11 protein-coding genes are annotated in these 12901 nt (G+C 65.5%); 5 read left to right on the forward strand and 6 right to left on the reverse strand.

Going from position 1 to position 12901, the window contains the following annotated elements:
- Positions 1–24: 24 nt before the first annotated feature.
- The 3 genes from SKC41_RS17110 to SKC41_RS17120 form a co-directional block, all read right to left on the reverse strand.
- Positions 25–885 (reverse strand): SDR family NAD(P)-dependent oxidoreductase, encoded by an 861-nt coding sequence (locus SKC41_RS17110; protein ID WP_330978652.1) that lies wholly within the window; start codon positions 883–885, stop codon positions 25–27.
- A 2-nt stretch (positions 886–887) separates the two neighbouring features.
- Positions 888–1952: an alpha/beta hydrolase gene (locus tag SKC41_RS17115; RefSeq protein ID WP_330978653.1), complete on the reverse strand. Its 1065-nt coding sequence runs from the start codon at positions 1950–1952 to the stop codon at positions 888–890.
- A gap of 98 nt (positions 1953–2050) precedes the next feature.
- Positions 2051–2332 carry a nitroreductase/quinone reductase family protein gene (locus SKC41_RS17120; protein ID WP_330978654.1) on the reverse strand — a complete coding sequence of 94 codons (282 nt, stop codon included), beginning with the start codon at positions 2330–2332 and terminating at the stop codon, positions 2051–2053.
- 159 nt (positions 2333–2491) lie between these two features.
- On the opposite strand from SKC41_RS17120, the gene SKC41_RS17125 reads away from it, so the two are divergent.
- The gene (locus SKC41_RS17125; protein WP_330978655.1) at positions 2492–2962 is read left to right on the forward strand and encodes a DIP1984 family protein; all 471 of its coding nucleotides are present in this window, start codon (positions 2492–2494) and stop codon (positions 2960–2962) included.
- Between the two features lie 293 nt (positions 2963–3255).
- Positions 3256–4038, forward strand: coding sequence for a 3-hydroxybutyrate dehydrogenase (locus tag SKC41_RS17130; protein ID WP_330978656.1), 783 nt, complete (start codon positions 3256–3258; stop codon positions 4036–4038).
- 4 nt (positions 4039–4042) lie between these two features.
- On the opposite strand, the gene SKC41_RS17135 is transcribed toward SKC41_RS17130, so the two are convergent.
- From SKC41_RS17135 to SKC41_RS17145, 3 genes are all read right to left on the reverse strand, one after another.
- A complete protein-coding gene (locus tag SKC41_RS17135; RefSeq protein WP_330978657.1) occupies positions 4043–6877 on the reverse strand; it encodes an MMPL/RND family transporter in 2835 nt (944 codons plus the stop codon).
- Positions 6874–7272, reverse strand: coding sequence for an MmpS family transport accessory protein (locus tag SKC41_RS17140; protein WP_330978938.1), 399 nt, complete (start codon positions 7270–7272; stop codon positions 6874–6876). The genes SKC41_RS17135 and SKC41_RS17140 overlap by 4 nt, the downstream gene beginning before the upstream one ends.
- Before the next feature lie 351 nt (positions 7273–7623).
- Positions 7624–8049, reverse strand: coding sequence for a hypothetical protein (locus SKC41_RS17145; protein WP_330978658.1), 426 nt, complete (start codon positions 8047–8049; stop codon positions 7624–7626).
- Between the two features lie 208 nt (positions 8050–8257).
- Between SKC41_RS17145 and SKC41_RS17150 the strand changes: the two genes are divergently transcribed.
- From SKC41_RS17150 to SKC41_RS17160, 3 genes are all read left to right on the forward strand, one after another.
- Positions 8258–9706 (forward strand): FAD-binding oxidoreductase, encoded by a 1449-nt coding sequence (locus SKC41_RS17150; protein ID WP_330978659.1) that lies wholly within the window; start codon positions 8258–8260, stop codon positions 9704–9706.
- Between the two features lie 192 nt (positions 9707–9898).
- The gene (locus SKC41_RS17155; protein ID WP_330978660.1) at positions 9899–12190 is read left to right on the forward strand and encodes a molybdopterin-dependent oxidoreductase; all 2292 of its coding nucleotides are present in this window, start codon (positions 9899–9901) and stop codon (positions 12188–12190) included.
- Positions 12187–12855, forward strand: a complete 669-nt coding sequence (locus SKC41_RS17160; RefSeq protein ID WP_330978661.1) for a TetR family transcriptional regulator — start codon at positions 12187–12189, stop codon at positions 12853–12855. The genes SKC41_RS17155 and SKC41_RS17160 overlap by 4 nt, the downstream gene beginning before the upstream one ends.
- Positions 12856–12901 lie beyond the last annotated feature (46 nt).

Consider the following 12901-nt stretch of genomic DNA (forward strand, 5'->3'; position numbering starts at 1 on the left):
GCAGCCCCCTTCCCCTTGTGTTTATCAGTGCATATTTGCCCGCGACACCAGGCCAACCACGCGGGTATAGGCCTGGGGCGCAAGACGTTTGATGTTCCAGCCGATCTTGGCGTCGAGTTGTGGCATGCAGTAGAGCTCACCGCGATCGTGAGCATCCAGGCAGACGCGGGCGACCTTCTGCGCCGAGAACCCGGTCCAGCGCATCAGTTTGTTGGCGAGGTCACTGGATTCCTCGCTGATCCGGCCCGATTCCACGATGTTGGTCTTGACGAACGTCGGGCACAATACGGTGACCCGGATGCCGGTGCCGGACAATTCGGCGGCCAGCGTTTCGGAAAGCGAGAGCACGCCGGCCTTGCTGACGTTGTAGGCAGCCATGCCGGGTGCGGCACCGAACGCCGCCGCCGAGGCGACGTTGATGATGCCTCGTGGGGCGTGCGCGGGCCCGGCCTCACGCAGGATCGGGGTGAACACGTGGCAGCCGTGAATCGGGCCCCACAGGTTGATGCCCAGCGTCCACACCCAATCGTCCAGGGGCACATCGCCGATGGCTGCGCCGCCGGCACCGACACCGGCGTTGTTGATGACCAGGGTGGGCGCGGCCCCGAAGAAGGACCGTGCTTGTTCGGCGAGCGCGCGAACGTCGTCGATCCGCGAAACGTCGCAGCGGATCGCGATCGCCTTCGCGCCGTGCTCGGCGATCGCGTCGGCGGTCTCTTGCGCGGCGGCTTCGTCGATGTCGCTGCACACCACCGTGCCGCCGCGTCGGCCGAGTTCGACGGCGAACGCGGCGCCGATGCCGCTGCCGGCCCCGGTCACCACGGCCAATGCGCTGTGGCTGGTGGTCTTCGAGGTGCCGAGCAGTTTGTCCAGTGGTCCGAGCATCGTCAGCCCACCTCGTCGACGACGACGCGGGCATCTTGCAACGCGTGGGCGATGAACCGCGCAACGTAGGCCATGGCCTTTGCGGCTTCGGGTGTCATGCGCGGAAGTGCTTGGAACACATGGACTTGGTGCGGCCACACCTGTAGCTCGCAGCGCCCGCCCGCCGCTTGGATGTCGGCGGCCAGCCGCCGCGCATCGTCCTGCAGCATTTCGGCGCCGCCGGCCTGAACCAGGGTGGGGGGCAGCATGGTTCCGCCGGCGACGTCGAGCGTCAACCGGGGATGGGTGAGTTCGATGCCCGGGTGATACAGCGCGACCAGGCGGGCCGCGTCGCGCACCCGGATGGCGGGATCGGGGCGAATCTTCTCGCGAGCGAGCGCGAGCGCGAACGTCATGTCGATCAGCGGCGAGAACAGCACCAGTGCGGCGGGGGATTTCGCGGCGACGTCGGGCTGCAAGAGCATGTCGACCGTAAGGTGGCCGCCCGCCGAATCACCAGCGATCACAATATGTTTCGCCGGTACGCCGCAGGTGTGCACCAGCCAGTCCCAGCCCGCCCGGACATCGTCGGCGGCGGTAGGGAAGCGGTGCCGTGGCGCCAGCCGGTAGTCGACGCTGAACACCGGTAACCCGGTCAGCGATGACAGCCAGGATGTCAAGCGCCGATGCGTCTTTGGCGAACACACGGCATAGCCGCTGCCGTGCACGTAGTAGATGGCTTCGGTGACGGTCGACGAGCGGGCTTGCCCGCGAGAAGAGCCGGCGCCCATCGGCTCAGCTTTGGTCGACGAACGCGTGGTCTCGCTCGTCGGCGTCCGGGGCCCGTACACCCATTCACCCTTGACCCGGCGACCGTCGGGCAGTCTCGTGTCGACCAGTTCAACGCGGGTGCCCGACAGCGGGGGGCCGAAGGTGCCCATGACACGCGCGATCATCTGCCGCGACAGCCAGATTCCCCACGCCCGCTCGGGCGGCACCAGCCCGCTGAACGGTCGCAGGGTGTACGTGCTTACCGCCGCCGCGCCGCGGGACCGCAATGACCCACGGGCCGGAACGATGTCCGCCATGCAACGGAGTCAACCGCAAATGGTGACATTCGTCAATGGCAGCTTTGGCTGACGTGCTCGAAGCGGAACGTGAGCTGGCGGAGGGCCTTCTCGGCCGGTCAGGTACTGCGCTGGAGTGCGAACACCGGGATGACGCGCGTGGTCTTGGTCTGGTAAACCCCGAAATTGGGCGACCTGGACACCACCTCGTCGAACAGCGAATCGCGCTCCGCACCCAGGTTTTCCCGGGCCGTGGCAGCGAACGTTTCGGTGCCTATCTCCATGCGCGCGCGCGGATTGGCCCGCAAGTTGTACACCCATGCGGGATCGTTCGGTGCGCCTCCACGCGAGCCGACGATCACCAAGCAAGGCAGCCGCGATGGGTTGGCGCGCATAGCCATTCGCCCGTGACGCGGCGCAGTCGGGTACCGGCTTGGAAAGGTGAATTGCCAGCCAAACCGAGCCGGTCCATGATGCTAGTGGTCCCGGCCGCCGCGATGCGGCGGCTTTGTCGGTGCGGCAAGTACAAATCGGCGCGGCAATTACAAAGGAGTAGGAACGTGAAGCTCGCAGAGGCGTTGTCGCTTCGGGCGACTGCGGCGCGGCGGATCGAGCAGCTACGCACTCGCATCGTGAACAACGCTCGATACCAGGAAGGCGAAGAGCCGGCCGAGGACGCGTCGGCGCTGCTGGCCGAAGTCGGCGAGGTGCTGGATGAGTTCGAAACTCTGATCCGGCGTATCAATCGCACCAACGCTGCCACCGCGATCGATGCGGATGGCACCCTGACCGATGCGTTGGCACGCCGGGACGCGTTGCGCCACCGTCACTATGTGGTGACGGTGGCGGCAGATGCGGCCGCCGGCACCAACCAGCCCAGCTACTCGCGGCAGCTGCGGTCCGAGCTGAAAATGCAGTCGGCATTACCCGTCGCCGAATTGCGCGCCCAGGCCGACGTGCTGGCGCGCGAGCTCCGTGAGCTAGACGTGCGGATCCAACGCTCCAACTGGGAGGTAGAGCTGCTGGATTAACGGGCGCAGGTGGAGCAGGTAGTTGTCGCGAAGGCGTGCACAAGCCTTGATCGGCGGGCAAAGTCCGGTCTCTCCTGGTGCACGGAGGGCAGTGCAGAGGGTCCGATTCCCTCATAACATCGCAGCCCAGCATTGCGCACCGGTTACGGCGCACAGCACACAGCACATCACCACGTGCAGATTCGTGACGATGAGGGCGGGCACGGGGCATCCACCTCCGCAATCGCGATCCAGGAGAATACGGATAATCACCTCCGACGGCCGAGATGCGGCCGGAAGGGGAGAGTGAGGCGATGATCCACGGAAAGTCGGTCGTTGTAACGGGTTCCACGTCGGGTATAGGTCTTGCGATCGCACGGGCCTTCGCCGCCGAGGGAGCGAACGTGACCCTCAATGGCTTCGGTGACCCGGAGGCTGTCGAGCAGCAGCGGTCCGGTATCGAAGAGACTTTCGGGGTGACGGCGGCCTATTCGGGCGCCGACGTGACCAAGCCGGTCGAGATCGCCGAGATGATCGGCGGCGCCGAACGGACCTTCGGATCGGTCGATGTCCTCGTCAACAATGCCGGCGTCCAGTTCGTGGCGAAGCTGGAGGACTTTCCGGTCGAGAAGTGGGACGCGGTGATCGCGACAAATTTGTCGGCTGTCTTCCACACGTCTCGGTGCGCACTGCCCGGGATGAAACGGCGCGGCTGGGGCCGAATCATCAACATCGCCTCGGCGCACGGCCTTGTCGCGAGCGCCGAGAAGTCGGCCTATGTCGCGGCCAAGCACGGCGTTGTCGGGCTGACCAAAGTGGCGGCGATCGAAACCGCCGACCACGGCATCACTTGCAACGCGATCTGTCCCGGGTGGGTGATGACCCCCCTGATCGAGCAGCAAATCGAAGAGTTCGCCAAGTCAGCGGGAAAGTCCTTTGACGAGGCCAAGCAAGATTTCGTGGCCGACAAGCAGCCGATGGCCCGCTTTACCCGCCCGGAAGATGTTGGCGCACTTGCGGTTTTTCTGGCCGGCGATGCGGCCGCCACCATCACCGGTGCCAGCTACTCGATCGACGGTGGCTGGACCGCCCAATGAAGCGCTAGGTGGTTTGTGCCTGCGGCAGCGGACGGGTGCGTACCAGGGTCGGCCACCAGAACCATGGCCCGAGAATGCGCAGAATGCACGGCACCACGAACGACCGCACGATCAGGGTGTCGAGCAGCAGGCCGATGCACACGGTGGAACCCACCTGGCCGATCGTTCGCAGATCGCTTGTCAGCATTGCCAACATCGTGAACGCGAACACCAGGCCCGCGGACGTCACCACACCGCCGGTGCTTCCGAGCGCGCGGATCAGACCGGTGTGGATTCCGGCGTGCAGCTCCTCTTTGACGCGAAGGATCAACAGCAGGTTGTAGTCAGAACCGACCGCCACCAGGATGATGAACGTGAGCGGCAATATCAGCCAGTGCAGCGGCAGGCCGATGAGATGCTGCCAAACGAGTATGGAAAGCCCGAACGCGCCGGCGTAAGAGAAGGCCACCGTCAGCGGAATGACCAAGGCAGCCATCAGACTTCGCGTGAGGAACAACATGATCAAGAAGATCAGCACGAAGGCGGCGATCGCCACGATAAGCAGATCGGACGCGGCGTATTGCTTGATGTCCTTATTGGTTGCGCCGGAACCGCCGATATAAACTTTCGAGCTGGCCAGCGAGGTCTCCTTGAGCGCCACCGTTATTGCGTTGGGGAACTGTTCGACGTGCTGCACACCCTCCGGGCCATTGGCATCTCCCTCGTGGGTGACGATGATTCGGGCAGCCTTGCCATCCGGCGACATCAGCAGCTGCATACCGGTTTTGACGTCGTCGTTGTCGAAACCCTCGTGGGGGATATAGAAGAAGTCATCGCTGCGGGACTGGTCGAAGTCGAGCCCGACATTGATCTGGTCGTCGAATGTCTGGTCGGTCTGGGTGGTCTGCAGAGACGACTGACCGTAGGTGTTGACCAACAGATTGGCCAACGCCTCCGAGTCGTCGGCGGTGAGTTGCAGCTGCGTGATGATTTGCGGCAAGGTCCTGTCGATGACCTCGAGCGAGGCTACGGCGTCCTTGATGTCGTCGGCCATCTTGTCGAGGCCGTCGATCGACTCGAACAACGACCTGAATGCGTAACAGACCGGAATGTCGAAACAGTGCTTCTCCCAATAGAAATAGCTGCGCATCGGCCGGAAGAAGTCTTCGAGGTTGGCAAGGTTCGACCTCAACTCGTCGGTGACCTTTTGCATGTCCTCCATCGTGAGGACCGTCTTGTGCATCTCGTCCGACATCGTCTGGAAGAAGCTAATCTCCTTGCGCAAGACCGCGACCGTGTGCTGCGTGATCTCGGCCTGCTCGCTGGTATTGGCGTTTTGCCGCTGGCTGAACGGGAGCTGTTGGCCGAGACCGCTGCCCTGTGTGGTGAACAGGTAGGGGATATGGGCATGTTCCAAAGCTCGACCCATGGGCCTGGTGATGCTTTGCACCATCGCGACGCCGGGAAGGCGTTCGAGAGCCTTGGCGGCGCGGTCCAACGAGATGAAGTCGGCCGAGTTTCGCAGGTCGTGATCCGACTCGATCATCAACATCTCGGAAAACAGCTTGCTCTTCGGGAAGTGCCGATCCGCCGCCTGGAAACCAAGATTGGCGGGGGAATTGTGTGGCTGGTACTGACGGTCGTCGTAGTTCTGGCGGTACGTCGGCACGAAGATCGCGCCGAGCATGACGGCGGCGGTACTGGCGGCCAGTATTGGCACCGGCCATCGGACGACGCTCGTCCCGATCCGTCGATACAGATGCGCCTTGGCCTTGCTTTTCGGATCGAAGAGCCCAAAAAGGCTGCCGACGGTCAAGAAGGCCGGCCCGAGCGTCAGCGCGGCGGCGATGGTGAACAGCATGCTGATCGCGACCGCCGGCCCCATGGTGTGGAAGTAGTTGAGTCGCGCGAAAGTCAAGCAGTAGCAGGCTCCCGCGATCGTCAGTCCCGACCCGAGGATGACGGGCGTGACGCTCTTATATGCGGTGTAGAACGCCTGCTCCCTGCCTTCGCCGTCATGTCGCGCCTCGTGGTAGCGGCCCATCAAGAAGATGCCGTAGTCCGTGCCCGCTCCCAGGGTCAGCGCGACGACGATGTTCACCGCGAATGACGAGAGTTCGATGTACCCAAGATGACCGAGGGTTGCGATAACGCCCTTGGCGACCAGCATCTCGAACAGAACTCCGGCCAACGGCACAAACAGGGTGACGACGGAGCGGTACACCAGTAGCAACATCCCGATGATCAGAAAGATCGTCACAATCGTGATGTCGTTCAGGCTCGAATTCGCAATAGCTACCGTGTCCGAGGCGAGCGGTGCGGCGCCGCTGACGTAAACCTTGAGCCCGGGTGGCGGCGTGTCCTTCGCGACGATATCCCGAACGGCCGCAACGGATTCATTCGCTTGCATCTGGCCGATATCGCCGGCCAGACGCAACAGCACGTATGCGCACTTGCCGTCGAGGCTCTGCGCGCCCGCCGCGGTGATCGGCTTGCCCCACAGATCCATGGCGTACTGCACATGCTTGGGGTCTTGCTTGAACCGGCGCATCAGATCGTCGTAGTACTGATGATCCGCGTCGCCCAGCGGCCGGTCGGCTTCCAGCACAATCATGGCCAAGCTGGTCGAATTGGACTCGTGGAACTTCGCACCGATGGACAGCAACGCCCGCTGCGACGGCGCGTAGTGCGGGACTACCGGCCCGGCGAGTTCTTCTGCGACCCTCTCCACCTGCGGCATGAAGGTGTTCGTCGACACGGCCAGCAGCGCCCAAAACGCGATGATCGGTATCGCGAAGACGCGGACCATTCTGGGAACGAAAGGTCGCTTCGCTACCGGCTCCGACCGATGCTCGCTCATGCGGATTTCACCAGGCAAAAGACGTGCGCGTCCTGATGGTTATCGGACTGTTCAGCGCGGACAACGCCATTCACCCGCAGCCGGCAGCCGACCTGGCCGCCCTGAACCTGCGCCGAGATGCTGCCGGACACCACGGTCAGGGTGGTCGACTCGGTGTGCGACCACGGCAGGGTCGTGAGATCCACCCGATGCGGATGTCCGTTGACGTCCACCCAGACGAGCATCCCGCCTTGCCCGACGTTGCCGAACAACTCGTAGGTGAGCCGTTTGATACTGAACTCCGGCGGCGCCGCCGGAGGATTGACGGTGATGACAGGCGGGGGATCGGAGAATTCGTGCACCTTCCACATGGCCACGCCTCCCACGGTGAGCGCAACGACGGCAACCAAAGGCATCCAGACTCGTGCCAGGACGGTCCTGCCGACTGAACGAGGGCTCACTCGATCACCTTTTCGGACTCCGGTTCAGGCCTTGCGCTCTCATTTCATCCCCACCTTGCGCCGCCCAAATAGTAGACGGTCATGTGCCCAATGCGATGAACTGATGGTCAAGAGTAGCGGCTTTGCGCCAATACGAGAACACGATGACCACGGACGTTGCCACCCGCCGGGGTTCACGGCAACGGGGATCGGTCCCGTTGGGCCGAGGGCAGCCCGAGTCGATGTGACCATGCCGGTTTGCTCATGGCGCTGTCGGTGCGTGAAAAGGCCCGTTAGAGCGGGTACGAGCCGAACCCATGCCGTTGCTCACGACACTTTGCGCAGACGCCTTTTCAGCCTCGCGCTGCGCAGAATCTGAGTCGTGAAGTTCAGGGAAGCGAGCATGGGGAACACCCCGAGGAAGGTCCGCTCCGACGGCGTCGCTCCATGCAAGTGGTAAAGGCTCCCGAACACGTAAAAGCAACCCACCGAGAACAAGGCGCCGGGGATGCTGAACGTCATCAAGGCGCTGCGATCGGCCACGATTTGCTTCGCGTAGTCCAGTTCTTCCCGCGACATCGGTTCGCCTTTACGCACTTTTGTGGTGACCGCTCGGGCGATGCCAATTTCGTCGCTGATCGGGGTAGCAGGTCGGTCTCCCAGGCGTTTGACGTGCACGGCAGCAAAGGCGGCGAAGACCAGGGCCAGCACCAGGGCGACGATGGTCAGCAGTCCGTACAAACCTTGCTCCATCGCTCGCTCCTTGCCTCACGGTAGCCGTTGTGGACGCGACCGAGCACTAGCTTAAGCCCGGGCCGGCGGCGCGGGGAATCACTGCCAGCGTTTGGTCAGGCGGCGGTAACGGTTCGGGCTCGTTTCGGTTATGCCGCCGCACGCCGGGCGCCGCCGCCGATCACGCGGTTTAACAATGCGGGCATGACGCAATCGCGGGAGTCCGACGATGGCGCGTGAGATCTCGCGGCAGACGTTTCTGCGCGGCGCCGCCGGGACGTTGGCGGCCGGCGCGGTATTCGGCACGGGCCGATTCGGCTCGGCGCCGGCGGCCGCTGCGCCGAATGCGACTGGCTGGGAAGGTCTTTCGTCTGCGCTCGGCGGGAAGGTGCTGCTGCCGGACAGCCCGCAATTCGGCTCGGCCAAGCAGGTGTTCAACACCAACTACAACGGCCTGACCCCGGCGGCGATAGTCACTCCGACCTCGGCGGCGGACGTGCAGAAGGCGATGGCCTTCGCCGCCGCCAATCACCTCAAGGTCGCTCCGCGCAGTGGTGGCCACTCTTATATCGGCGCGTCGACGGCTAACGGCGCCATGGTTTTTGACCTGCGTCAGTTGCCCGGGGGAGTCAACTACGACGCCGCCACCGGGCAGGTCACCGTGCCGCCGGCGACGAGTTTGTATTCGATGCACGAGACGCTGGCCGGTGCCGGCCGGGGATTGCCGACGGGTACCTGCCCATCGGTGGGCGCCGCGGGACACGCGCTGGGCGGCGGGATGGGTGCCGACTCCCGGCATGCCGGCCTGCTCTGTGACCAACTGACCTCGGCTCAGGTGGTGCTTCCCGGCGGCCAGGCGGTCACCGCGTCGGCCAACAGCAACCCGGACCTGTTCTGGGCGCTGCGCGGTGGCGGGGGCGGCAACTTCGGGGTGACCACCTCGCTGACCTTCAACACGTTCCCCACCCAGGACGTCGACGCCGTCAACCTCAACTTCCCGCCGCAGTCGTTCGCGCAGGTGCTCGTCGGCTGGGCGAACTGGTTGCGCACCGCGGACCGCAACAGCTGGGCACTGGCGGACAGCACCACCGACGGGATGGGCACGGCGTGCCGCATTCTCGCGACGTGCCCGGCCGGGTCGGGTCCCAGCGTCGCCAAGGCCATCACCTCGGCGGTCGGCATCCAGCCGAGCGGAGTCGACAACCACACGTTCAATCGCATGGACCTGGTCCGGTATCTGGCGGTCAACAACCTGAACCCGCAGCCGCTGGGTTACGTCGGCGGGTCGGATGTCTTCCAGAGCCTCACCCCGGCCGCCGCCCAGGGAATCGCCGCCGCGGTCAACGCTTTTCCGCGCGGCGCCGGCCGGATGCTGGCCATCATGCACGCCCTGGACGGCGCGCTGGCCACCGTCGCGCCGAATGCGACCGCCTATCCGTGGCGTCAGCAGGCAGCGCTGGTGCAGTGGTACGTCGAAACGGGCGACCCGGCGGCGGCGACCAATTGGCTCAGCACGGCACACCAGGCGGTTCGGCCGTATTCGGTTGGCGGCTATGTGAACTACATCGAGGCCAACCAGCCGGCGTCGCGCTATTTCGGCCAGAACTTGTCCCGGCTGTCGGCCGTGCGACAGAAGTTCGACCCAGGCCGGGTCATGTTCTCCGGGCTGAACTACTAGCCGCTCTGTCGAGTGCGCACTGGCGGCGTCGAGTGTGCACTGGCGGCGCCGACGCGCCGGCGCAGCCCACCGTCAGCGCACACCCAGCCGCGCACGATGGATGCAGAGCCGACGACCGGCGTCATTGACACCCGCGACGCCTTTTCATAACAATTATCAAAAATCGTATGAAATCGGCTGGCGGGAGCGACGATGGTCGAGCACAAGGTCACCTGTCCGTTGTGTGAGGCGATGTGCGGGCTGCGTGTCCAGGTCAGCCGGGGCCGCGTCGAAGGCATCCGCGCCAACCCCGACGATGTGTGGTCGCGAGGGCATCTGTGTCCAAAAGGCACCTCGCTCAACCACATTCACACCGACCCCGATCGATTGCGTCGACCGCTGGTCCGTCGGCCCGACGGCAGCCACACGGAGGTGTCCTGGGACGACGCCTTCGCCGAGGCAGAACGAGTGCTGCGGCCCGTGCTCGACACCGACGGCGCCAGGGCCCTGACGGTCTACGTCGGCAACCCGGTCGCCCACAACCACGCGCTGGCCACCCACATCGGGGCGCTGATCGGCTTCGCCCAGGCGGCCGGCATGCAGGCCTACTACTCCCCGGGCACCGTCGACCAGTGGCCGCTGAACGTGGTGGGAACGCTGGTCTTCGGGACGATGTGGAACGCGCCGATTCCCGATCTGCCCCGCACCGATCACCTGATGATCCTGGGCGCGAACCCGTCGGCATCTCAGGGATCGATGTTGTCCGCGCCCGACATCATGGGATTGCTGGCCGACATCGGGGCGCGCGGACGCGTCGTGGTCGTGGACCCGCGCCGCACCGACACCGCGCGCCGCGCCAGCGAATGGGTGCCGATTCAGCCCGGCACCGACGCGCTGCTGCTGTTCGCGATCCTTCGCACGCTGCGCGAAAACGGTTGGGTCCGCCGTCCCGAACACCTGCGCGACCGCGTCGTGGGTCTCGACGACGTCGTCGCGCTGGCCGAGCCGTTCACCCCCGAACGCGTCGGGCCGGTCACCGGCATCGCGCCGACAACGATCCGCCGCCTCGCCGAAGAGCTTGCGCGCGCTGACAATCCGGTGCTGTACAGCCGAATCGGTGCCTGCACACAGGAATTCGGCACCCTGGCGACGTGGCTGGTGTTCGTCATCAACACCGCCCTGGGAGCGCTGGACCGCGCCGGTGGCGCGGTGTTTCCCAAGCCCCCGGTGTGGTCGCCGATGTTCACCAAGCCACCCGACCAGGACGGTGAGGGGTGGCAGTTCGGCCGTTTCCGCAGCCGCGTGCGCGGTGTACCGGAAGTGCTGGGGCAGTACCCGATTGGGTGCCTCGCCGAGGAGATCGACAATCCCGGGCCGGGCCGGCTGCGGGCACTGATCACCGTCGCGGGCAACCCCGCGGTATCGGCTCCCGGCGCGGGGCGGCTGTCCTCGGCCCTTGCCGGGCTCGACGCGATGATCGCGATCGACAACTGGCTCAACGAGACCACCCGGCACGCCCACGTGATCCTGCCCGGCCTGTCGCCGCTGGAGCGCTCGCACATCGACGACTTGTATTGGATGTATTCCGTGGCGTCCTGCGTGAAGTGGTCGGACGCCGTCTTCGAGCCCGAGCCCGATCGGCCGGGCGAGTGGGAGCTGCTGATCCGCCTGGGCGGTGCGATGTTCGGCACGCCGGTCGGCGAGGTCGACGTGAGCGCACTCGACGACCTCTACGTCGGCGGTTTGATCGCCACGATGTCGGGGCTGCCCGGTAATCCGCTGACCGGATGTGACGCCGAAGCGCTACTGCGGGCGTTGCCCGATCGCGGGCCGAAGCGGTTGGCGGACTTGGGGATTCGCGTGGGCCCATGGGGTGACCGGTTCGGTGAGAACCCCGACGGCCTGACGCTGGCCAAAGTGCGCGAACACCCGGACGGCATCCGCTTGGCTGAGCTGGAGGGCGGTCGCCTAGACGAGTCGGTGTGCACCCCGTCGGGCAAGGTCGAGCTGTTCCATGCCCGGCTGGCTGACGACGTTCCCCGGCTCGCGGCGCGGCTGGAACGACCGAAGCCGGCCATGGTTCTGGTCTCCCGGCGACACCTGCGGTCGAACAACTCGTGGCTGCACAACGTCGCGTCGCTGATGCGTGGCCGGGATCGCTGCACGCTGCTGATCCATCCCGACGACGCGGCGCGGATCGGCCTGGCCGACGGTCAGCCGGCGCGGGTCAGCACGTCGGAGGGTGCGGTGACCGTCGCGGCCGAAGTCAGCGACGAGATGATGCCGGGAGTGGTGTCGCTGCCGCACGGCTGGGGACACGGCCTGCCCGGCACCCAGCTCGCCACGGCCAACGCTCATCCCGGGGTCAACAACAACTTGCTCAACCCGATCGACGTGATCGACGTTCCGAGCAATACCCACGCCGTCAACGGGGTGCCGTGCCAGGTGTGCGCTGCCGAACCCGGTACCGAGAACAGCGACGAACGTCTGGCGGCATCGGTATGAGACAGAACGCACCGCGGCGCGGTCGTCCGCCGAGCATCGATCGTGCGGCCATCGCCGAGGCGGTGCTGGAACTGGGTACCGCGAACGCCACCATGCGACGCGTCGCGGAGCGGCTCGGCGTCAGCCTGCCCGGGCTCTACCACCACGTCAAGAACAAGGACGAACTGCTGCGTGTCGCAGCCCAGCACGCGTTGGCCGGCAATCCGCCACCCCGCTACGAAGGGCAGCACTGGGCGCAATGGCTGCGCACCTATGCCGCCTACATCCGCACCGCCTTGTCCGCGGAGCCCGCCCTGCTGGAGAAGTTCCTCAGCGGGGGAGTCAAAGACGATGGGCAGCTCGAGTACATCGCCCACGCGCTCGAGGCGTTGCGGGCTCAGGGCCTCGAGCCCGACCAGGCGATGTCGGTGTGGGCGGCGGTCACGGCGCTGGCGATGGGGACGGTCACCGAAACCCACCGCGAGCGCATTCAAGCCGAGCGGGGTCAGCCCTGGCTGGCGCGGATCTTCGGCCTGACCGCCCGTAGCGCACCCGAGGACTATCCGACCCTGCGCGCTATCGCCGCGTCACACTACGACCCATTCGGCGACTCCTCTTTCGATGAGCGAATCACTCTGCTGCTCAACGGGGTAGCCGCGCAGTACGGATTACCCGGCCCTTCGTAGCCGGCTGCGCGCTGGTGGCGTCGAGGGTGCGCTCAGGGCGCCGACA

The organism is Mycobacterium sp. 050128, assembly GCF_036409155.1.
In the GTDB taxonomy this organism is placed as follows: Bacteria; Actinomycetota; Actinomycetes; order Mycobacteriales; family Mycobacteriaceae; genus Mycobacterium.

What these genes read in the sequence shown, in the direction of transcription:
- SKC41_RS17110 (WP_330978652.1), bottom strand. Translation starts at nt 885, where the DNA reads ATGCTCGGACCACTGGACAAACTGCTCGGCACCTCGAAGACCACCAGC.
- SKC41_RS17115 (WP_330978653.1), bottom strand. Translation starts at nt 1,952, where the DNA reads ATGGCGGACATCGTTCCGGCCCGTGGGTCATTGCGGTCCCGCGGCGCG.
- SKC41_RS17120 (WP_330978654.1), bottom strand. Translation starts at nt 2,332, where the DNA reads ATGGCTATGCGCGCCAACCCATCGCGGCTGCCTTGCTTGGTGATCGTC.
- SKC41_RS17130 (WP_330978656.1), top strand. Translation starts at nt 3,256, where the DNA reads ATGATCCACGGAAAGTCGGTCGTTGTAACGGGTTCCACGTCGGGTATA.
- SKC41_RS17135 (WP_330978657.1), bottom strand. Translation starts at nt 6,877, where the DNA reads ATGAGCGAGCATCGGTCGGAGCCGGTAGCGAAGCGACCTTTCGTTCCC.
- SKC41_RS17140 (WP_330978938.1), bottom strand. Translation starts at nt 7,272, where the DNA reads ATGCCTTTGGTTGCCGTCGTTGCGCTCACCGTGGGAGGCGTGGCCATG.
- SKC41_RS17145 (WP_330978658.1), bottom strand. Translation starts at nt 8,049, where the DNA reads ATGGAGCAAGGTTTGTACGGACTGCTGACCATCGTCGCCCTGGTGCTG.
- SKC41_RS17150 (WP_330978659.1), top strand. Translation starts at nt 8,258, where the DNA reads ATGGCGCGTGAGATCTCGCGGCAGACGTTTCTGCGCGGCGCCGCCGGG.
- SKC41_RS17155 (WP_330978660.1), top strand. Translation starts at nt 9,899, where the DNA reads ATGGTCGAGCACAAGGTCACCTGTCCGTTGTGTGAGGCGATGTGCGGG.
- SKC41_RS17160 (WP_330978661.1), top strand. Translation starts at nt 12,187, where the DNA reads ATGAGACAGAACGCACCGCGGCGCGGTCGTCCGCCGAGCATCGATCGT.